The sequence below is a fragment of the Streptomyces acidiscabies genome (genome assembly GCF_020010905.1).
Classification (GTDB): Bacteria; Actinomycetota; Actinomycetes; order Streptomycetales; family Streptomycetaceae; genus Streptomyces; species Streptomyces acidiscabies.
Genome location: NZ_JAGJBY010000002.1, coordinates 573,497 through 592,728, shown reverse-complemented (window position 1 = coordinate 592,728; position 19,232 = coordinate 573,497). Strand labels below are relative to the sequence as shown.

Below are 19,232 nucleotides of genomic sequence, written 5' to 3'. Positions count from 1 at the left end.
CCCGACCAGCCCCGAAAGGAGGTGACCTCACATGCTGAACGTTCTCGCCCTCCAGGAGCTCGACGAGGAGACCGTCGTCGACGCCCCCATCAGCACCGCTTCCTTCGTCAACTGCTGACTCCGGCCAACCCCGAAAAAGAGGTGACTCCACATGCTGAACGTTCTCGCCCTCCAGGAGCTCGACGAGGAGACCGTCGTCGACGCCCCCATCAGCACCGTCTCCGTCGTCAACTGCTGACCCCGGTCCGGCGCACAGCCGGACCGCAGTCCGCACCGACCGCCCCCGGAAGGAGGTGACTTCGCATGACGGACGTTCTCGTGCTCCAGGAGCTCGACGAGGAAATCGTCGTCGACGCCCCGATCAGCACCATCAGCCTCGGCGGCTGCTGAACCGCCCCGGCGGTGTGATCGGAGCCCGCTCCGTCCCTTCGCGCCCTGAGAGGGGGTGCCTTCCCATGATGGATGTCCTCGCTCTCCAGGAACTCGACGAGGAGACGGTCGTCGACGCCCCGATCAGCACGCTCAGTGTCGTGGTGTGCGACTGACGCACGGTCACGGCCCGCCGCGTACCCGCGCGGCAGACAAGTCCGGGGAGGCCACGGTATGGGTGGCCTCCCCGGACTCCTTCCAGATTACGCCCCGTGAAGGACAGAGGACAGTGCCCGTTGCGTCCCGCCCCCCAGCCTCCCTCGTCGGTCCGACGAGCATGCGCCGCCTGGCCGTCTCCGAGGCGCGGGCCCACCCCGGCCGCCTGGCCGGCGCCGCGCTGGCCTGTGCCGTGACCGCGGCGGGCCTCGGCGCGTGTGTCCTGCTGTATCTCGGCACCACCGGCCTGGACCTTCCCGAGAACTCCGTGGCGGCCGACGAGACGCGGGACGCCCAGGATCTGCTGTCCCTGCTGCTGTCCCTGCTCCTGATGTGCGCGGTGATGGTGATCGGCTCCACCGTCTCCCTGTGGACGGGGCAACGGCTCGGGCAGTTCGCCGTGCTGCGCGCCCTCGGTGTCACGTCGGGGCGTCTTCGGGTCCTCGTCGCCGGTGACGTGGCGGGACTCGCGTTCCTGTCGGCCGCCGTGGGCACGGCCGTCGGCATGGTGCCGCTGGCCCGGCTCGGACACCGTCTGCTGGAGGACCGCCGGCTCTATCCCGGGACGGCCGGACTGCCATCGGCCGGCGCGACCTGGACAGTGGCCGCAGGCGTCTGCGCGGCCACCGCTGCCGTGGCCGTCCTGGCGGCCCTGGCCAGTGTCCTCGCGGCGGGCCGGGTGAGCCCCGGTGCGCTCATGAAGGACGCGGAGGCCGCCTCGGCGACCTCCCGCAGCACGGCCCGGGGGTTCACCGGTCTGGCCATGGCGCTCATGCTGTGCGCACCGCTGTTGTACGTGATGGCGTTCATGGACCTCCCGGCCACGGTGCGCGCCGCTGTCGCCCCCGGCCTCGCACTGATGCTGATCCCCACGCTCGCGGTCCTGGCCCCGTGGATCGTGCCGCCCCTGCTCCTGCCGGTCTGCGGCGTCCTGCGGGTCGTGGACCGGCAGGTCGGCCGGATCGCCGCGGCGGGTCTGCGCGCGGCGCCCGCCCGGACGACGGCCATGGCGGTACCCGTCCTGCTCGCCGTGGGAATCGCCGTCTGCCTGCTCGGCGCCGGGGCCACCATGGGTACGGCGGTCCAGCGCGAGACGGAGGACGGGCTGCGCGCCGCCGGAGTCGTCACCGCCGCTCCCGGAACCCGGCTGCCCGCCGATCCGGGGACGACGTTCCCCGGCGGCACCGCGACCGCGCTGGTGGCCGCCGAGGTCACCGCGCCGCCGACCGACCTCGACAGCAGCCCCAAGGCGGTGAAGGCATGGGGGGTCGACGGCCCTTCGCTCGCCGGGGTCCTCGACCTCGACGGGCGGGAAGGCGACCTGTCCGCGGTGCGGGAGGGCACCTTCGCGGCGGGCTCGGCGGTGGCCGAGGCCCAGAAGTGGCACGTCGGTGACCGGGTGGGCCTCACCCTCACCGACGGTTCGAGGACGACGCTGACGCTGGTGGCCGTCTACGAACGGGACATCGCCTTCCCGGAGTTCGTCGTCTCCCGGTCCACGGCCCTGGACCACGCCGACTCCCCGTACGCCGACCGCATCCTGCTGACCGGCTCCTACCGCTCCTGGCCGGCGCCGCACGGCCAGACGGTCATGTCCCGGGACCAGTACCTCCACGACCTGCAACCGCGCAGCGCGGCCGACGACTTCGCCTCCCGCCTCATCGTCGCCGTCGTCTCCGGTTACGCGCTGCTGGCAGCCGCCAACACCTCGTCCCTGGCCCAGCGCGACCGCCGCACCCAGCAGGCCCACCTCCGCGCCCTCGGCCTGGGCAAGGGCCAGTTGCTGCGCTGTCTGCTGTACGAGTCGGTGGGCACGGCGGCGGTCGGCGTGGCCCTGGCCGCCGTCACCACCCTGGCCTGTCTGGTCCCGCTGGCCGTGGTTCTCGGCATCGGCGTCCTGCCCACCCTCGACGTGCCGTGGACCGCCGGTGTCCTCCTGGGCTCCGTCCTGGCGCTCGCCGTCCCCTCGGCGATGACGGCCCGTCCGCTGGCGAGCGTCCAGGAACAGTTCGCCAGGAGGACGGGATGAGCCCGCCCCGTCCGAAACAGCGGCTCGGTACGACGTTCTGGCTGCTGTTCTGCGGGGAGTCCGCCTCCGCCGTCGGCACGGCGGCCTCGGTCATCGCCCTGCCGCTGGTCGCCTACCAGGCGAGCGGCGACGTCCGGCAGGCCGGATTCACCAGTACGGCCCTGTCCCTCGGCATCGTCCTGGCCAGGCTGCCCGCCGGAGTGCTCGCGGACCGGTACGAGCGCCGTCTGCTCCTCTTCGTCTGCAACGCGCTCGGTGCACTGGTGCTCGGCGCGCTCGCCCTGCTCCAGTGGGCGGACGCCGGCCACCCGGCGGTGCTGCTGGCCGCGGCTTTCCTGCTCGGCGCCGTGGGCAGCACCCTGGCGCCCGCCGAGAACGTGGCCGTGCGTGCCTTCGTCCAGCCCGACCTGCTGCCGAGAGCGCTGGCCCTGCTCCAGAGCCGCGCCGCCTTCGCGCTGATCGTCGGGCCGCTCGTGGGGGGTGTGCTGCTGAAGGTCGACGCCGCCTGGGTGTTCGGTGCCGACGCCGGTACCTACTCCGTCGCGGCCTGCTGCTCCTTCCTGCTGCCGTCCGGGACCGGTGCCGGACGGGACGAGCAGCCCGCGTTCCGCGCGGTGCTCGAAGGTCTGCGCTTCCTGTGGCGTTCTCCCTTCCTGCGCTACGGCGCGATCAATTCCACCGTGCTGAATCTGGTCTTCAACGGCCTGCTGATCGTGGTCATCGCCTCCTCCGGGGACGGCGGCGCGGGCTCCATGGACGTGGCGGTGCAGACGGCGGCCCTGGGAGCCGGTGCCCTCACGGGTTCCCTGCTCGCCGTTCCCGCGGCGCGACGGCTCGCGGCCGGCCGGGGCGTCGCACTCGCCACCGGGGTCGTCGCGGTCGCACTCCTCGGCTTCGCCACCACGCGCAGCACGGGGCTGGCGGCCCTCCTGCTCGCGGTGGCCGCCGCCGCGGGGCCGGTGATCACCGTGATCATCTCGTCGACCCAGATGCGCCTCACCCCGCCGAGGCTCCAGGGCCGTGTCCACAGCGCCGGGGGGTTCCTCGCCCAAGCGGTCGCCCCGCTCGGTCCCACGCTCGCCGGGGCGAGCGCCCATGCGTTCGGGCTGGCACCGACGGTGACCGGAGTCGCCGTACTCGTCCTGCTACTCGCCGTCGCGGGGTGGCTGACATCCGGCAGCCGCACCGTGCCCGCCGACCCGGCCGACGTCCCGCCCATGGAGGCCCGGCGTGGCTGACACCGCACCCGATCCGTACCGCTGGCTGGAGGAGGACTCCCGTCGGACGCGCTCCTGGCTCCGCTCCCAGCGGCACCTCCTGGAGCGGCGGGCGGAGCACTCCGGGGAACACGCCTGGGAGTCGCTGCTGGCCGGCATCGGCGATGCCACGGCGGGCCGGCCGCTCGACCCGCCCGCGGAAGCCGGCGGGATGCTGTTCCAGCACGTCATGACCACGTCCGGCAGCCGAGCGCTGACCGTGTCCGACACGCAGGGCCGCACCCGGACCCTCCTCGACACGGCCGGCGGTTCCTCGGACGTCCGTATCGCGTCCTGGCAGCCGGACCCCACCGGCCGGACGGTCGTGGTCCAGCTCCACCACGACGGCCGCGAGAACGGCGGTCTCACCCTGGTCCCGGTCGACGGCGACACACAGCACCTGGCCGAGGCGGCACCGCACCCCGCCGTCGCCTTCCTCCAGGATCTGCTGCTGTACAGCGCCGGTACGCGCACCGAGCACGTACTGTGCGCCCGGCACCTGGACGGCGGCCCCCCGCGCACCCTGGAGCTTCCGGTCCCGGCACCGGTACGGCTGTCCCTGCACACCACTCCGCAAGGCCACCTGCTGCTGCGCACCCGGACTCCCGGCGCCCCGTCGCCGCGCTGGTGGTGCACACGGTGGGACGGCCGAAGTCCGGTGGAATGGCAGCCTCTTCCCCTGGACGGCTCGAACGTCACCGCCTTCGCCCTCGGCGAGGACACGCTGCATCTCGCGGTGGACGGGCAGCTCTCGGCACTGGACCTCTCGGCCCCGGAACGCGGTCTCACCGCAGGCGTCCCCGCTCCGTCCGGAACGGGGACGGAGATCAGAGGCCTGCGCGTGCTGGGTCCGGCCGGGGCGCCGTACCTGATGGCCCTGAAGCAGGACGGCACCGTCCGTCACCTCGATGTCAGGAGCCTGTGCGGGGACGCGGAAAGCACGTCCTTCACCTGGCACGCCCGGCTGCGGCTCGGTTCCTGCACGCGCCGGGACGACGGCGGCCTCGGCGACGCGCTGTGGATCCTCGGCGACGACCCCGTCCACGGCCGCTGGGTCCGCCGCGTGGTCGCCGGCGCGCCCGTCGACGCCGCCCCCGCCGACCGGTCCTCCCTCAGGGTTCTGACGACCACCAGTCGCGACGGCACCGCCGTACCCGTCACCGTGTGCGACCCGTACGGCCTGCCGACCGTGCCCGAGGCAGGTCCGGTTCCGACCTTGATCACCGTCTACGGCGGCTTCGGCGTACCGCTCGAACCCTCCTGGGACCCGATCACCGCGGCATGGCTGACCGCCGGCGGCCGGGTCGCCTGGGTGCACGCGCGCGGGGGCGGCGAGTTCGGCCCGCGCTGGGCGGCGGCAGGGCGCGGCTCCGGCAAGTCGGACACCGTCGACGACCTGTGCGCGGCGGCGCAGCACCTGGTCGCGCACGGCGAGGCACGTCCGGGCCGGCTGGCGGCGCTGGCCGCCAGCAACGGCGGTCTGGTGCTGGCCGGCGCCCTGGTCCGCGCCCCCGCCGTCTTCGCCGCGGTGGCCTGCGCGGCTCCGCTGACGGACATGGCGCGTTACGACGTCGACGGCCTCGGCCCGCTCTGGCGTGCGGAGTACGGCGATCCCGCGGACCCGGACACGTTGCGGGCGCTCCTCACGTACTCCCCGTATCACCGGGTACGCGAGGGCGAACCGTATCCGGCGACTCTCCTGATCACCGGCGGACAGGATGCCCGGGTCCCGCCGTGGCACGCGTGGAAACTCTGCGCGGCGCTCCAGCGGGCGACCTCGGGCCCGGCGCCGATCCTCCTCGACCACCAGGAGAACTCCGGGCACCAGGGGCGGTCGGGCAGCGCCGCACGGCAGCTGGGCTCGCGTGTCCTGGCCTTCCTCGCCGCCCGAACCGGCCTGTCCCCCAGCCCGTCCGAACCACCACCACGGAGCACCGCATGACCTCGGCACATCCCCACAGCGACACCGGCCCCGGGCCCTACGACCAGCACTCGGCCGCGGCGGCGGTGGATCTCACCAAGGTGTACGGCACGGGCGCGCGCCGGGTCGTGGCCCTCGACCGGGTCTCGGTGGCGTTCCGGCGCGAGCGGTTCACCGCGATCATGGGGCCGTCCGGATCGGGCAAGTCGACGTTGATGCAGTGTCTGGCGGGACTGGACACACCGACGTCCGGCTCGGTCCGCATCGGTGACGCCGAGTTGTCGCGGCTCTCGGACCGGCGTCTGACCCTGCTGCGCCGTGAGCGCATCGGTTTCGTCTTCCAGGCGTTCCATCTGCTGCCGACCCTGACGGTGGCGGAGAACATCACCCTTCCGCTCACCATCGCGGGCAAGCGTCCGGACCAGCGGTGGCTGGAGCAGGTGGTGACGACACTCGGTCTGGAACAGCGGCTCACCCACCGGCCCGGCGAACTGTCCGGCGGCCAGCAGCAGCGCGTCGCCTGTGCGCGGGCCCTGGCCGGCCGGCCCGAGCTCATCTTCGCGGACGAGCCGACGGGCAACCTCGACACCCGGGCCGCCGCGGAGGTGCTCGCTCTCTTCCGTGAGCTGGTCCGCACGATGGCTCAGACCATCGTCATGGTGACCCACGACCCTGCCGCCGCGGCCTTCGCGGACCGTGTCGTGTTCCTGGCCGACGGCCGTGTCGTGGACGAGATCCGCCGCCCGGACACCGACCAGGTCCTGGAGCGGATGAAACGCTTCGAACGAGAAAGGCTGTAGCCCCCTGCCCGTTCCCGGTCTAGGGAACAGCCACCCGCCCCCGCCGAGAAACCACCGCCCGCACCACCCGCCGCCCCTCCGTGGACACATCCACCGCCCGCCGCAACCCCGCACCCCCATGCCCCGCAACCACCTCCAACACCGTCACCTGCCGCCGGAGTTCCGCGACGACCAGCGGCGGCAGGCCCTCGGTGTGGCCGTCGCGGGGGATTTCCGCGGGGCCCGTGGCCGGGTCGAGGAGGAGGTGGACGCGGAGGGCCGCCAGGGAGCAGGTGTCGGCCCAGTCGCGGAGCGCCTGCCCCGTACGTTCGGCGGGTGTGCCGTCGAGCATCGCGCGGGTGAGGAGTACGGCGTCGTCCTCGGACTCGGCGGAGCCGTCCAGCTTCGACTGGATCTGCTGGAGGAGGGCCGGCCAGGCGGCGGGGTCGCCGCCGGGCGCGAGGTTTCCCCACAGAGGTCTCAGGACCTCGTCGTCGCCTCCCAGCAGAGACACGCACCGATCCAAACAAGCCAACCCGCTCGCGGCCAGCGTCAGTTCGTCGGCCCCCGCCAACAGTTCGACCAGGTTCATCGACTTCTCCCTCCCCTGGGCCCCACCCCCGTACGAAGCCCCTTTTTCCCTGTGGCGCCCCAGTCTCACAGGGCCACCACCCGATACGCCAGGGCAAACGGAACGGAGATTTCCAGCCAGAAGTGGCCGAGAGAGGGGAGAAACCGGCCGGGAAACGGAAAGAGGCGGGGTGGGGCATATGCCGGGTCGATGACCACAACTGACACCCACAGTTGACGCCCACAGTCGACGCCCGCTTCACAGGCCCCCCAACGACACCGGCGTCACCCCACCGGCAACGCGGCCCTCGCCATCGCCTTCTCGTTCTGCATCCGAGTCACCCGCAGCACGACAAGAATCGCCAGCACCCCCGCCAGCGCCCCCATCGCGTCCGTGACCATGGTCACCCCGGCGAACTCCCGAAGCTCCGCAGCGGTTTCCGCACGTCGGTACTTCACTCCCATCGCCCAGCTGGAGTAGATCGACAGCACCCACGCCACCCACCACGCATCGACGAGTCCATGCGACACCGTCCGCCCCAGCGGCGCGCTCGCCTTCCACACGTCGACCATCACCCGCCGCGGGAACCAGAGGTTGAGGACCGGCATGAACCAGCCGCCGACGGTCCACCCCCGCGTCTTGGCGTGTCCCCCCGGCTCGAAGACCTCCGCGTTCACGCGGACCCGCCAGAACCAGCAGAGGTAGACGACGATGACGGCCATGAACGGAGGTGCCTGGATCATCGCCGCCAGATCCTGCAACCGGTCCGCGTCCACCGCGGCTTCGACGTTGTCGATCCCGTCCGCGAGGTCGCCGTAGGCGCCGTACCTCACGCTCCCCACCCACACCGAGAACACCCGCGCGACGACGACGGCTCCGAGCAGCACGGCCGTGGCTCTCCCCAGCCACACCGGCGAACGCAACCACGCAACAGACATGAAATCCCCCCAAGTAATGAGAATTCCGGGCCTCCCCAGACCCGGAACGCGCATTCTCGCACGGGAGCAACGGCAGCACAGGCCCCCTCAGCTCACCCGCCCCGCCAACTCCCGGAACCGCGCCCACGACAAATCCGGTGTACGGGAGTCCCACAGCTTCTGCGAGACCGCCCGCAACGGCATCCGAATCCCCGCAGCGACCTGAGCCTGCGTCTGCGACTGCGACAGATCGCACCACACGGCGAAAACCCCGCCGAGAATCTGCGAATCGTAGGACGAGGGAACCGCGGCAGCCCCCCGCAGCACCCGAGGATTCCACTGCTCGTAAATCCGCTGCCCCGTCGGATAGACGAAGGTGTTCGGCTCCCCGAGCACGTAATAGAGGAACTCGTCGTTGTAATTGACGACCTTCCGCCCGGCGGAGAGATACTCGACCGGTTTCCGCGCCCCCAACTCCTTCCCGGTCCAGTACGCGACCTGGATCCCGTCGGCGGCCTTGACCGACGTCCCCCGGTAGAACCCGTCGTTCCAGGCCCGCACGGTCCGCCCGGCGACCGCCTTCGCCCGGTCGTTGAGCCACGCGGTGGCGAGATCGGCGACGCCCGCACCGGCCCCGTACTCGTTCCGCGCGGCGGCGGCGAGCTGGGGGTAGAGGGCGCCGGGGTTGGGCACGGTCAGGGCCTGGTACTCGTCGCCGCCGAGATGCCAGGAAGAGCCGGGGAACAACTCCGCGTATTCACGGAGCAGTTCGTCGACGATCTGCGCGGAGGCGCCCTTGGAGATGTCGACGGCGCCTTTCGTGGGCACGCCGTTCACATTGCGGAGCTGCAATTCCGGGTGCGCCGAGATGACCGCCCCGAGGTGCCCCGGCGAATCGATCTCCGGCACGATCTCGATATGCCGGGACGCCGCGAGGGAGACGATCGACTTCACCTCGGATTTGGTGAGATGCACCTTCGACACGACCTCCGGGTGCGAATCGGAGGCGATCCGGAACCCCTGGTCGTCGGAGAAGTGCAGCCCGAGCTGATTGAACTTCAGGTCGCCCAGCTCCCGTACCCGGTCCTCGATCCAGGACGCCGAGAAGTTCTTGCGCGCGATGTCGAGCATGAACCCCCGTACGGGCTTGGCGGGCCGGTCCCGCACGACCCCTTCGGGCGCCGCCCCGCCCCCGCGCACCTCCTGCTTCAGCGTCCGCGTCCCGTAGAACACCCCCGCCTCGGACGCCCCGCTGACGGTGACCTTCCCCCCGCTCACGGTCATGCTGTACGACTCCGAGGGCCCCTCTTCGCCGAGTTCGAGCCGTACGTCGCCGTCCCGGCTGTCGGCCGCCTCACCCCCGTACGACATCCCCAACTCCCCGGCGATCAGCTGCCCTTCGTCCGCGAGCCGGGAGTCGTCGACGACGACGACCCGGAAGCCCCGCGCGGGCCGCCACCCGGGACCGCGCGCCGGGGTGTGGGAGGCGACGGCGGGGATGGTGCGGGGGCTGGTGGAGAGGGGGTAGGAGGAGGGGGGCCGGACGGAACGGGAGGCGCTGGGCCCAGTACTAGCAGTACTAGCAGTACTACGGGAGGCCCGCGCGGACGCCTCGGTCGGCGACCCGGACCCCGAGGACCCGGACGAGGCCCACACCCCGACCCCCACCCCGAGCCCCACGGTCACCACGAACGCCCCGGCGACGACGGCTCCCCGCCGCCCACCGCCCTGCCGCTTGCCGCGCTTGTGCCTATGCCTGCTCACGCCGTCAACCTATGACTCAAGGCCGACCACCTGTCGTCCACCACACGTTCCGAAACTCTCCCGATCGAGTGAAATTCGGGCAACTGTCGGACACACCACGACCACTCTCGATACGGTGACGCCACACCAGCCCCCCGTGACACGAGGACCACAGCTGCCCGCCCACCGCGTGGCCATACCGGCCCTACCCGAACAACCATCACCTACGCACACCCGCCTCACAGCGTTCAACGCCGCGCCCCCGGCGGAGGCGTACACAGTCCTCCTCACCTGCCTCCACAGCGAAACCTGGGCGGCAAGGGTGGCAACCCACCGCCCGTACCCGACGGTCGACGCACTTTTGGCGGCGGCGGACGAGGCGGCGTACGACCTGACGAGGGCCGACTTGGCGGAAGCACTGGCGGCGGAAAAAATGCCCCAACTCCCGCCGGGGACATACGTAGCGGCCCACATGGCGCTGAGCGCCGCACACGCGGCATACGAGTCGAAATTCGGCCACGCATTCGTCATCATGGCCGAAACCATCGATCACACCCTGGAAGCCATCCGGTCACGTTTGCTGAACGATCCGGAGGACGAACGGGTGCTGGCAGCAGAAGAACTCCGCAAGCTGGCAAAGCAACGTTTGGTGAACGCCGTCAGGGGCGCGGGGCCGTGACATAGCGGCTCCGCCGCGGGGCGCGACCAGCCACAACGAACCCGCACCCGGCACATAACAGCACCCACCACCCCAGATGCCGCCACAGCTTCACCCATCCGCGTGCCACTTTGATCACACCGGTAGGCCCGCCGTAAACCCGCCCCCACTGCGTAGCTAACATGCTGGGGGCCGGTGGACCGTACCCGGCCGGGCCGACCGACAGCACAAGCCGGCAGGCCCCGAACCCCGCTCCCGGAGGGACTTCCGTGCCGGCTGGAACGCTGTACCGCGGCCGGGAAGGAATGTGGTCCTGGGTGGCTCATCGAGTCACCGGCGTCCTCATCTTCTTCTTCCTGTTTGTCCACGTACTCGACACCGCTCTCGTGCGTGTCTCCCCCGAGGACTACGACAAGGTCGTAGCCACGTACAAGACGCCGATCGTCGCGTGCCTTGAGTACGGCCTCGTCGCCGCCATCCTCTTCCACGCGCTCAACGGCCTCCGCGTCATCGCCGTCGACTTCTGGTCGAAGGGCCCGCGCTACCAGAAGCAGATGCTCTGGACGGTCGTCGGCCTGTGGGTCGTGCTGATGATCGGCGCGATCTACCCCGTCCTCGGCCACGCGGCCCGCGAACTCTTCGGGAGCTGACACCGATGGCCACCACCGAAACCACCGCGTCCGGCATCGGCCCCGTAGAGGGCGGTTCGCTGTACGACGTCGACAACCCGGCCCCGTACATCGAGGCCCCGCGCAAGCGCACGAAGAAGACCCCGAAGTCGACGCGGGGCAACTTCGAGCTGGCGGCGTGGCTGTTCATGCGCCTGTCCGGCATCGTCCTGGTCGTGCTGGTCATCGGCCACCTGCTGATCCAGCTCGTGCTGGACGGCGGCGTCTCCAAGATCGGCTTCGCGTTCGTCGCGGGCCGCTGGGCGTCCCCGTTCTGGCAGGTCTGGGACCTGCTGATGCTGTGGCTGGCGATGCTGCACGGCGCGAACGGCCTGCGTACGGTCATCAACGACTACGCGGAGCGCGCGAACACCCGGCTGTGGCTCAAGGGCCTGCTCTACACCGCCACGGTGTTCACCATCCTGCTGGGCACGCTGGTGATCTTCACCTTCGACCCGAACATCCGCTAGGCACGGGGCTGCGACCAACATGAAGATCCACAAGTACGACACCGTCATCGTCGGCGCGGGCGGCGCCGGTATGCGCGCGGCCATCGAGTCGACGAAGCGCAGCCGCACCGCCGTGCTGACGAAGCTCTACCCGACCCGCTCCCACACGGGCGCGGCGCAGGGCGGCATGGCCGCCGCGCTGGCGAACGTGGAGGAGGACAACTGGGAGTGGCACACCTTCGACACGGTCAAGGGCGGTGACTACCTGGTCGACCAGGACGCCGCCGAGATCCTGGCGAAGGAGGCCATCGACGCCGTCCTCGACCTGGAGAAGATGGGGCTGCCGTTCAACCGGACGCCCGACGGGACGATCGACCAGCGCCGCTTCGGCGGGCACAGCCGCAACCACGGCGAGGCGCCGGTGCGCCGCTCCTGCTACGCGGCCGACCGCACCGGTCACATGATCCTCCAGACGCTGTACCAGAACTGCGTGAAGGAGGGCGTGGAGTTCTTCAACGAGTTCTACGTCCTCGACCAGCTGCTCACCGAGGTCGACGGCGTCAAGAAGTCGGCCGGTGTGGTGGCGTACGAGCTGGCGACCGGCGAGATCCACGTCTTCCAGGCGAAGGCCGTGATCTACGCGTCCGGCGGCACCGGCAAGTTCTTCAAGGTGACGTCCAACGCGCACACCCTGACCGGTGACGGGCAGGCCGCCTGCTACCGCCGGGGGCTGCCGCTGGAGGACATGGAGTTCTTCCAGTTCCACCCGACCGGCATCTGGCGCATGGGCATCCTGCTGACGGAGGGCGCCCGCGGTGAGGGCGGCATCCTGCGCAACAAGGACGGCGAGCGCTTCATGGAGAAGTACGCGCCGGTCATGAAGGACCTCGCGTCCCGTGACGTCGTCTCGCGCTCCATCTACACGGAGATCCGTGAGGGCCGCGGCTGCGGTCCCGAGGGCGACCACGTCTACCTCGACCTCACGCACCTCCCGCCGGAGCAGCTCGACGCGAAGCTCCCGGACATCACGGAGTTCGCGCGCACCTACCTCGGCATCGAGCCGTACACGGACCCGATCCCGATCCAGCCCACCGCGCACTACGCGATGGGCGGCATCCCGACGAACGTCCAGGGTGAGGTCCTCTCGGACAACACCACGGTCGTTCCGGGTCTGTACGCCGCCGGCGAGGTCGCCTGCGTCTCCGTGCACGGCGCGAACCGCCTCGGCACCAACTCGCTGCTGGACATCAACGTGTTCGGCAAGCGGGCCGGCATCGCGGCGGCCGAGTACTCGCAGGGCGCCGACTTCGTCGAACTCCCGGAGAACCCGGCGCAGTTGGTCGTCGACCAGGTGGAGCAGCTGCGTGCGGCGACCGGCACCGAGCGGGTGGCGGTGCTGCGCAAGGAGCTCCAGGAGACCATGGACGCGAACGTCATGGTGTTCCGGACCGAGCAGACGATCAAGACGGCCGTCGAGAAGATCGCCGAGCTGCGCGAGCGGTACAAGAACGTCTCGGTGCAGGACAAGGGCCGCCGGTTCAACACGGACCTCCTGGAGGCCATCGAGCTGGGCAACCTGCTCGACCTGGCCGAGGTGATGGCCGTGTCCGCGCTGGCCCGCAAGGAGTCGCGCGGCGGTCACTACCGCGAGGACTACCCCAACCGCGACGACGTCAACTTCATGCGCCACACCATGGCGTACCGCGAGGTCGGCGACGACGGCACGGACTCGATTCGTCTCGACTACAAGCCGGTCGTGCAGACCCGCTACCAGCCGATGGAGCGTAAGTACTGATGGCAACTCCCGTTCTGGACAAGGTGGAGGCGGAGGCCGCGGCCTCGGACCACCTCATCACCGTCACGTTCCGCGTCCGCCGGTTCAACCCGGAGGTCTCGGCGGAGGCGACCTGGGAAGACTTCCTGCTGGAGATCGACCCCAAGGAGCGCGTCCTCGACGGCCTCCACAAGATCAAGTGGGACCTGGACGGCACGCTCACGTTCCGCCGCTCCTGCGCGCACGGCATCTGCGGTTCGGACGCCATGCGGATCAACGGCAAGAACCGGCTGGCCTGCAAGACCCTGATCAAGGACATCAACCCGGCCAAGCCGATCACGATCGAGCCCATCAAGGGCCTCACGGTCCTGAAGGACCTGGTCGTGGACATGGAGCCGTTCTTCCAGGCGTACCGCGACGTCATGCCCTTCCTCATCACGAAGGACACGAACGAACCGACCCGCGAGCGCCTCCAAACGGCCGAGGACCGCGAGCGCTTCGACGACACGACGAAGTGCATCCTCTGCGCGGCCTGCACGTCCTCGTGCCCGGTCTTCTGGAACGACGGCCAGTACTTCGGCCCGGCGGCGATCGTCAACGCGCACCGCTTCATCTTCGACTCGCGCGACGAGGCGGGCGAGCAGCGCCTCGAGATCCTCAACGACCGTGACGGCGTGTGGCGTTGCCGCACGACGTTCAACTGCACGGACGCCTGCCCGCGCGGCATCGAGGTCACGAAGGCGATCCAGGAGGTGAAGCGGGCGCTGATCACGCGCCGCTTCTAGGTTCTTGGTACGTCGTACTGGGCCCCGTTCCTCCGGAGCGGGGCCCTGCGCGTCGGCTTGATGCCTTGGCTTGATGTCTCAACTCACCTTGATCTACTTGAGAGTTCAAGCCAGACTCTGGCGCATGGCAATCCTGAGAAAAGCGGCGACGGCCTCACTGGCCCTGACCGCCGTGCTCTTCGCGATACCCCCCACTGCCTCGGCCTCCCCCGCGTGGACGACGGAGACGTCCGCCGGCAGCACGATCACGGTGGTGCCCAGCACAAGTGGGCGTCCCGGCAAGGAACTTCTCTTCCACACCGAGGGCAACGGCAAGGCGTTCGTCGTCCTGCCGCTCAAGTACCTTCCGGGGAATAGTCTTTGGGCCCGCGCGCGGGTGAAGCTGGGGGCCGTTCCGCTCTCGCCCGACTGGGCGCACTGGACGCTCGCGGAGGCGTCCGGGAGTGATTCGCCCACGCTGGTACGGCCGTTGGGCGGGCAGTACGCGCCGACCGACAAGGGCAACTTCTACGGCGTCGGCTCGGACCTGGGCGTGACCGGCGACTGGACGAACTGGCGGACCTCGGCGCCGGCCGCCGCGGGCGTCTGGCAGTGCCTGGAGTTCCACCTCGACGCGTCCGACAACAAGGTCACGGTGTACTTCGACGGGGTCGAGAACCCCGACCTGACCGTGTCGACGAAGAACCACGGCGGGACCGCCGACGACTTCGTGTTCCCGACGTTCGACAAGCTGAAGCTCGGCTGGCAGCTGTACCAGGCGAACCCGAGCCCGTCGTCGTACGACGTGCGGATGGCCGACATCGCGGTGGGTCCGCGGCGTACCGGCTGCTGAAGCCGTGGGGGTCCACCCCTGGGAGGAGCCCAGGGGTGGACCCGTGAACCCCGCGGGGGGTCAGCCGCGCAGGACGCGGCCCTGCTTGTCCGTGCGGTCGTTGCTGACGAGGAACATGATCCCGTCGATCAGCGCCCAGAGGCCGAAGCCGCCGCAGGTCAGGAGCTGGGCGATGCCGACGCCGACGTTGCCGACGTAGAAGCGGCCGATGCCGAGGGTGCCCAGGAAGATCTGGAGAAGGCCGGCGACGAGCTTGGACTTGTCGGAGTACGGGCGGCCCTGCGGGTCGTAGCCGTAAGGGGCCTCGGCGTTGGGGACGGGGACGGTCATAAGAACTGCTCTCCTGACGGAACTGCTCGGGATGCGAGAACCGGGGAGCGCGCACGTCAGCCCATGCCTCGGCCGTCCCCCCGGGTGAGCGCTGAGCGTAGGCAGGGGCGGGCGCGGTACGGCACCTCCGTCGAACGATCGTTCCCTTACCGTGACAAAACTCGCGCCAACTTACGGCTGGTTCCGGCCACTTCGGTCACCCTGCTCAACCCGCGCACACCACGGTGCGTGGCGTCAGCAAAGGTTCCGGACAACAGCCCACCCAACGGCAACCCCAAGAATCAACACCTGCACACGCCCACTGACTTGAGGCCTCCACCGACGCCCCCGCACCCCCTCCCACATCCACCGCCCCAACAACGCGAGCGCGAACGGCGAGGCAAGCAGAAGCACCCGATTATCGACCCACGCCGCGCCGAGACGGCCGTGCATCAGGTCGTACACCATGCGGGTGCCACCACAGGCGGGACACAACAACCCGGTGACGAGCCGGAAGGGGCACTGGGGGAGGAGGTGGCCGGGTTGATGGGGATCGGTCCCGTACAGATACGCCGCCCCAGCGGCTCCGGCGACAAGCACCGCGAGGGGGGCTGTCGCCGGGTGCCGGAGGAGGGGGGCGAGCTTGACGGTGTACGCCGGCCCGGGGGTGGGGGGCTTGGACGCGGACGCCGACCCGAGCACTGCGGGCTCAGGAGGCATGGACGCCGGTCCGCAGGAGGCGGGCGTCGATGTGTACGCCGATCCCGGCGCCGAGGGTTTCGGCGTGGACGCAGCCCCGGTCCCCGTAGACGCCCGTCCCGACAGTGCGGGCGCCTCCTCAGGCGGCTCGCGTTCGGACGACGCGCGCGCCTTCCTGGGTGGCGTAGGGGCCTCCCCGGTCGGCGCGGGCGGCGTTTCAGCCACGGAGGACCCGGCCCTGCCCGTCCGTCGTGCTGTCGCTGGTCAGCAGGATGATGCCGTCGATCAGGGCCCAGATGCCGAAGCCGCCGCAGGTGAAGAGCTGGGCGAGCCCGAGGCCGACGTGTCCGATATAGAACCGGCCGACGCCGAGGGTGCCCAGGAAGAGCTGAAGGATCCCCGCGACGATCTTCGACTTGTCGGAGTAGGGGCGGCCGTAGGCGTCGTAGCCGTAAGGGGCGTACGGGTCACCGGTGTAGGTGCCGGGCGGCTGGTAACCGGCGCCGGGCGGCATCTGGCCCCCGGGGTACCCATAGCCCTGCGGGGGCGGGGGGTAACCCGGCCCCGGCTGCCCCTGCGGAGGCGGATAGCCCGGCCCCGGCTGTCCCTGAGGGGGCGGCGGGTACCCCTGGCCCTGCGGCGGCTGCTGGTACCCGTACCCCGGCTGCGGCTGCTGCGGCGGCGGCTGGCTGTAGGGGTTGTTGTTCGGGTACCCGTACCCCGGAGGCTCGTAGGGCTGCTTCGGCTGTTCCGTCACGGTGGTACTCCCCCAAGGTCTGACAATCGGATGCCGCCATCTTGCCCGACTTCTCTGCGCCGGAGCACATGGATGTGTGACGGCGACACGGGGATCTCATGGGCAGAGGGGGATACGGCGCCCCCTCACCCCCGCCTCCACAACGCATCCGCACTCAACCACTCAGCAACACCCCACCCGCACCCCGCCACACCACAGCCCCACCCCTCCCGAACCCGGCACTTACCCCAGCACCGACGCCACCACCGACAATCACCCGATCCAGCCAGCAATACACCTATTGTGACGTTATGTCTGATGACGAGTCGTACGAGCTGCTCGGGTTCGACAACGTGCTGCTGCCGGTCGGGAACCTCGCCGAGGCGGTGGGGTTCTACGAGCGCGCCGGGTTCGCGGTGGGGTTCCGCTTCGACGAGGGCGGGATCGCGTCGCTGAAGGTGGGCCCGGAGACGCCGGGCATCCTGCTGCGGGAGGAGGAGGCTCTGGCCCACCGCCCCCCGCCGTGGGGCTGCGCGCGCGTGTGGATGGAGGTCCCGGACGCCCGGGCGGTCGCGCGCAGGCTGACGGCGGCAGGGGTCGCCGCGATCGACAAACCGGCGTCCGTCGCGACGGGCTGGACGGTGGAGATCGCCGACCCCTGGGGCAACGTCGTCGGCTTCACGGACTACACGAAGCGCCCGGAGCTGGCGAGGCGCTGAAACCCTGGGCCCATCCATGTTGAACACGTTCAAAAACAGGTCTACAGTCACCCGTGACAGACTTTTGAACGTGTTCAAGAAAGTGGTGGGGACATGGACCGCACGGTCATCGCCTACGTCGTCTACCTGGCCGTCAGCATCGCGCTGACCATCTGGGTCGCCCGGACCCTCAGCCGCAACGGCCGCATCTTCCTCGCGGACGTCCTGCGCGGCGACGAGAAGCTCGCCGACGCGGTGAACCACCTCCTGGTGGTCGGCTTCTACCTCGTGAACCTGGGCTTCGTCGCCCTCTACCTGAGCGGCGACGAGGCCCTGTCGAACACCCGCGAGATCTTCGAGGCCCTGTCGACGAAGCTCGGCGTGGTCCTGCTGGTCCTCGGCGCGATGCACCTGGGCAACGTGTACGTCCTGAGCCGCATACGGCGCCGGGGCATGCTGGAGCGCGAGGACGTGCCGCCGGTCGCCCCGCGCGCGTGGGTCGCGCCGACGAAGCCGGCCCAGGCATGACCGGCGAGACCGTCGCCGCCGACCGGGACGCCGCGCGCGTCCCGGTCCGCCGGCTGACCGTCCTGTACGACGCGGAGTGCGGCCTGTGCCGCACGCTCAGCGCCTGGCTGGCCCGCCAGCCCAAACTCGTCCCGCTGGACCTCGTACCGGCCGCCTCCGACGCCGCCCACGCCCTCTTCCCCGGCCTCGACCACGGGCTCACGCTCACCGAGATCACCGTCGTCGGCGACAGCGGCCAGCTCTACCGGGGCGCCGACGCCTGGGTCGTCGTCCTGTGGGCGCTGCGCGAGCACCGGCCCCTCGCGCACCGGCTCAGCACGCCGTCCGGTGCGCGGCTCGCGCGGGGCGCGCTGCTCGCGGCGGCGAAGCTCCGGGAGGCCGGGTGGGGTGGTGACACGTACGCGCGGGACGACGGGTGGGCCTACGACCCCGCGCGCGGGTGGGAGTACGCCTGTGACAGCGGCTCCTGCTCCACTGGTTAGGCTCGCGACCGTGTCCGCGAACAACGACAGCCCCGCCGCAGCTCCCAGCAAGTCCGAGCAGACCCGCGCGCTCATCCTGGAGACCGCCATGCGGCTCTTCCAGGAGCGCGGGTACGACAAGACGACCATGCGGGCCATCGCCCAGGAGGCGGGGGTCTCCGTCGGCAACGCGTACTACTACTTCGCCGGCAAGGAACATCTCATCCAGGGGTTCTACGACCGCCTCGCCGCCGAGCACCGCGCAGCCGTCCGCCCCCTCCTCGCCCGCGAGACCGACTTCGAGGCCCGCCTCGCCGGGGTCCTGCGCCTGTGGCTCGACCTGGCGACGCCGTACCACGAGTTCGCGGTCCAGTTCTTCAAGAACGCGGCGGACCCCGACAGCCCCTTGAGCCCCTTCTCCCCGGAATCGGAGCACGCGCGCGAGGAGGCGATCTCGGTCCACCGGGAAATCCTGCGAGGCGCCACAAAAACCAAGGTCGCGGACGACCTGAAGGACGTCCTCCCCGAGCTGATGTGGCTCTCCCAGATGGGCCTGGTCCTCTACTGGATCTTCGACCGCACCCCGAACAGAGAACGCAGCTACCGCCTGGCGGAACGGGGAGCCCGCCTCACCGCACGCGGAGTGGCCCTGTCCCGCTTCCGCGTCCTGCGCCCCCTGGTGCGAGAGGTACACGAACTGTTCACGGACTTCCTGCCGGGGATGACGAGGATGCTGCCGGACCCGGGAGCGAAGGGGAGCGACAAATGATCACTTTTGATCAAGTAACTCATTCGGACATCGGGGACGCCGTCTGTCTACGATGATGCCCTCGA

At 70.3% G+C, this 19,232-nt stretch carries 23 protein-coding genes; 17 read left to right on the top strand and 6 right to left on the bottom strand.

Annotated features, from left to right (window positions below):
* Window positions 1–31: 31 nt before the first annotated feature.
* The 7 genes from J8M50_RS50185 to J8M50_RS29725 all read left to right on the top strand — a co-directional run bounded on the left by J8M50_RS50185 (window position 32) and on the right by J8M50_RS29725 (window position 6,591).
* Entirely contained in the window at window positions 32–118 is an 87-nt protein-coding gene (locus J8M50_RS50185) for a class III lanthipeptide (RefSeq protein WP_193383831.1), read from the top strand.
* 33 nt (window positions 119–151) lie between these two features.
* Complete coding sequence (locus J8M50_RS50180) at window positions 152–238, top strand: class III lanthipeptide (RefSeq protein ID WP_193383830.1); 87 nt, start codon at window positions 152–154, stop codon at window positions 236–238.
* Between the two features lie 217 nt (window positions 239–455).
* The gene (locus J8M50_RS29745) at window positions 456–545 is read left to right on the top strand and encodes a class III lanthipeptide (protein ID WP_193383829.1); all 90 of its coding nucleotides are present in this window, start codon (window positions 456–458) and stop codon (window positions 543–545) included.
* A gap of 113 nt (window positions 546–658) precedes the next feature.
* Window positions 659–2,614 (top strand): FtsX-like permease family protein, encoded by a 1,956-nt coding sequence (locus J8M50_RS29740; protein ID WP_010351870.1) that lies wholly within the window; start codon window positions 659–661, stop codon window positions 2,612–2,614.
* The gene (locus tag J8M50_RS29735) at window positions 2,611–3,852 is read left to right on the top strand and encodes an MFS transporter (RefSeq protein ID WP_010351869.1); all 1,242 of its coding nucleotides are present in this window, start codon (window positions 2,611–2,613) and stop codon (window positions 3,850–3,852) included. Before J8M50_RS29740 ends, J8M50_RS29735 begins: the two co-directional genes overlap by 4 nt.
* The gene (locus tag J8M50_RS49795; protein WP_010351868.1) at window positions 3,845–5,812 is read left to right on the top strand and encodes a prolyl oligopeptidase family serine peptidase; all 1,968 of its coding nucleotides are present in this window, start codon (window positions 3,845–3,847) and stop codon (window positions 5,810–5,812) included. Before J8M50_RS29735 ends, J8M50_RS49795 begins: the two co-directional genes overlap by 8 nt.
* Window positions 5,809–6,591, top strand: a complete 783-nt coding sequence (locus J8M50_RS29725; RefSeq protein WP_010351867.1) for an ABC transporter ATP-binding protein — start codon at window positions 5,809–5,811, stop codon at window positions 6,589–6,591. Before J8M50_RS49795 ends, J8M50_RS29725 begins: the two co-directional genes overlap by 4 nt.
* A gap of 19 nt (window positions 6,592–6,610) precedes the next feature.
* Here the strand turns inward: J8M50_RS29725 and J8M50_RS29720 are convergent, their stop codons facing one another.
* From J8M50_RS29720 to J8M50_RS29710, 3 genes are all read right to left on the bottom strand, one after another.
* Window positions 6,611–7,162: a hypothetical protein gene (locus tag J8M50_RS29720; RefSeq protein WP_059043260.1), complete on the bottom strand. Its 552-nt coding sequence runs from the start codon at window positions 7,160–7,162 to the stop codon at window positions 6,611–6,613.
* Window positions 7,163–7,425: 263 nt separating this feature from the next.
* Window positions 7,426–8,079 carry a DUF4328 domain-containing protein gene (locus tag J8M50_RS29715; protein ID WP_078480537.1) on the bottom strand — a complete coding sequence of 218 codons (654 nt, stop codon included), beginning with the start codon at window positions 8,077–8,079 and terminating at the stop codon, window positions 7,426–7,428.
* A gap of 87 nt (window positions 8,080–8,166) precedes the next feature.
* Complete coding sequence (locus J8M50_RS29710; RefSeq protein ID WP_075661253.1) at window positions 8,167–9,822, bottom strand: beta-N-acetylhexosaminidase; 1,656 nt, start codon at window positions 9,820–9,822, stop codon at window positions 8,167–8,169.
* 115 nt (window positions 9,823–9,937) lie between these two features.
* Here J8M50_RS29710 and J8M50_RS29705 point away from each other — a divergent pair, with 115 nt between their 5' ends.
* The 6 genes from J8M50_RS29705 (at window position 9,938) to J8M50_RS29680 (ending at window position 14,967) form a co-directional block, all read left to right on the top strand.
* The gene (locus J8M50_RS29705) at window positions 9,938–10,480 is read left to right on the top strand and encodes a 2-oxo-4-hydroxy-4-carboxy-5-ureidoimidazoline decarboxylase (RefSeq protein WP_370516612.1); all 543 of its coding nucleotides are present in this window, start codon (window positions 9,938–9,940) and stop codon (window positions 10,478–10,480) included.
* Between the two features lie 248 nt (window positions 10,481–10,728).
* Window positions 10,729–11,109: a succinate dehydrogenase, cytochrome b556 subunit gene (sdhC, locus tag J8M50_RS29700; protein ID WP_010351863.1), complete on the top strand. Its 381-nt coding sequence runs from the start codon at window positions 10,729–10,731 to the stop codon at window positions 11,107–11,109.
* Between the two features lie 5 nt (window positions 11,110–11,114).
* Window positions 11,115–11,597: a succinate dehydrogenase hydrophobic membrane anchor subunit gene (locus J8M50_RS29695; RefSeq protein ID WP_010351862.1), complete on the top strand. Its 483-nt coding sequence runs from the start codon at window positions 11,115–11,117 to the stop codon at window positions 11,595–11,597.
* A 19-nt stretch (window positions 11,598–11,616) separates the two neighbouring features.
* Window positions 11,617–13,371, top strand: coding sequence for a succinate dehydrogenase flavoprotein subunit (gene sdhA / locus J8M50_RS29690; protein ID WP_010351861.1), 1,755 nt, complete (start codon window positions 11,617–11,619; stop codon window positions 13,369–13,371).
* Entirely contained in the window at window positions 13,371–14,135 is a 765-nt protein-coding gene (locus J8M50_RS29685) for a succinate dehydrogenase iron-sulfur subunit (RefSeq protein ID WP_010351860.1), read from the top strand. The genes sdhA and J8M50_RS29685 overlap by 1 nt, the downstream gene beginning before the upstream one ends.
* 124 nt (window positions 14,136–14,259) lie before the next feature.
* On the top strand, window positions 14,260–14,967 hold the full coding sequence (locus tag J8M50_RS29680) for a LamG-like jellyroll fold domain-containing protein (protein WP_010351859.1): 708 nt from the start codon (window positions 14,260–14,262) through the stop codon (window positions 14,965–14,967).
* Window positions 14,968–15,027: 60 nt separating this feature from the next.
* On the opposite strand, the gene J8M50_RS29675 is transcribed toward J8M50_RS29680, so the two are convergent.
* The 3 genes from J8M50_RS29675 to J8M50_RS29665 all read right to left on the bottom strand — a co-directional run bounded on the left by J8M50_RS29675 (window position 15,028) and on the right by J8M50_RS29665 (window position 16,732).
* Window positions 15,028–15,297 (bottom strand): TM2 domain-containing protein, encoded by a 270-nt coding sequence (locus J8M50_RS29675; RefSeq protein ID WP_010351858.1) that lies wholly within the window; start codon window positions 15,295–15,297, stop codon window positions 15,028–15,030.
* A gap of 234 nt (window positions 15,298–15,531) precedes the next feature.
* On the bottom strand, window positions 15,532–15,978 hold the full coding sequence (locus J8M50_RS29670) for a DUF2752 domain-containing protein (RefSeq protein ID WP_010351857.1): 447 nt from the start codon (window positions 15,976–15,978) through the stop codon (window positions 15,532–15,534).
* Window positions 15,979–16,192: 214 nt separating this feature from the next.
* On the bottom strand, window positions 16,193–16,732 hold the full coding sequence (locus tag J8M50_RS29665; protein WP_029183597.1) for a TM2 domain-containing protein: 540 nt from the start codon (window positions 16,730–16,732) through the stop codon (window positions 16,193–16,195).
* Between the two features lie 290 nt (window positions 16,733–17,022).
* On the opposite strand from J8M50_RS29665, the gene J8M50_RS29660 reads away from it, so the two are divergent.
* From J8M50_RS29660 to J8M50_RS29645, 4 genes are all read left to right on the top strand, one after another.
* Window positions 17,023–17,430: a VOC family protein gene (locus J8M50_RS29660; protein WP_010351855.1), complete on the top strand. Its 408-nt coding sequence runs from the start codon at window positions 17,023–17,025 to the stop codon at window positions 17,428–17,430.
* 93 nt (window positions 17,431–17,523) lie between these two features.
* The gene (locus tag J8M50_RS29655) at window positions 17,524–17,937 is read left to right on the top strand and encodes a hypothetical protein (RefSeq protein ID WP_010351854.1); all 414 of its coding nucleotides are present in this window, start codon (window positions 17,524–17,526) and stop codon (window positions 17,935–17,937) included.
* Complete coding sequence (locus J8M50_RS29650; RefSeq protein WP_010351853.1) at window positions 17,934–18,419, top strand: thiol-disulfide oxidoreductase DCC family protein; 486 nt, start codon at window positions 17,934–17,936, stop codon at window positions 18,417–18,419. Before J8M50_RS29655 ends, J8M50_RS29650 begins: the two co-directional genes overlap by 4 nt.
* 10 nt (window positions 18,420–18,429) lie before the next feature.
* Window positions 18,430–19,167 carry a TetR/AcrR family transcriptional regulator gene (locus J8M50_RS29645; RefSeq protein ID WP_010351852.1) on the top strand — a complete coding sequence of 246 codons (738 nt, stop codon included), beginning with the start codon at window positions 18,430–18,432 and terminating at the stop codon, window positions 19,165–19,167.
* Window positions 19,168–19,232: the final 65 nt, after the last annotated feature.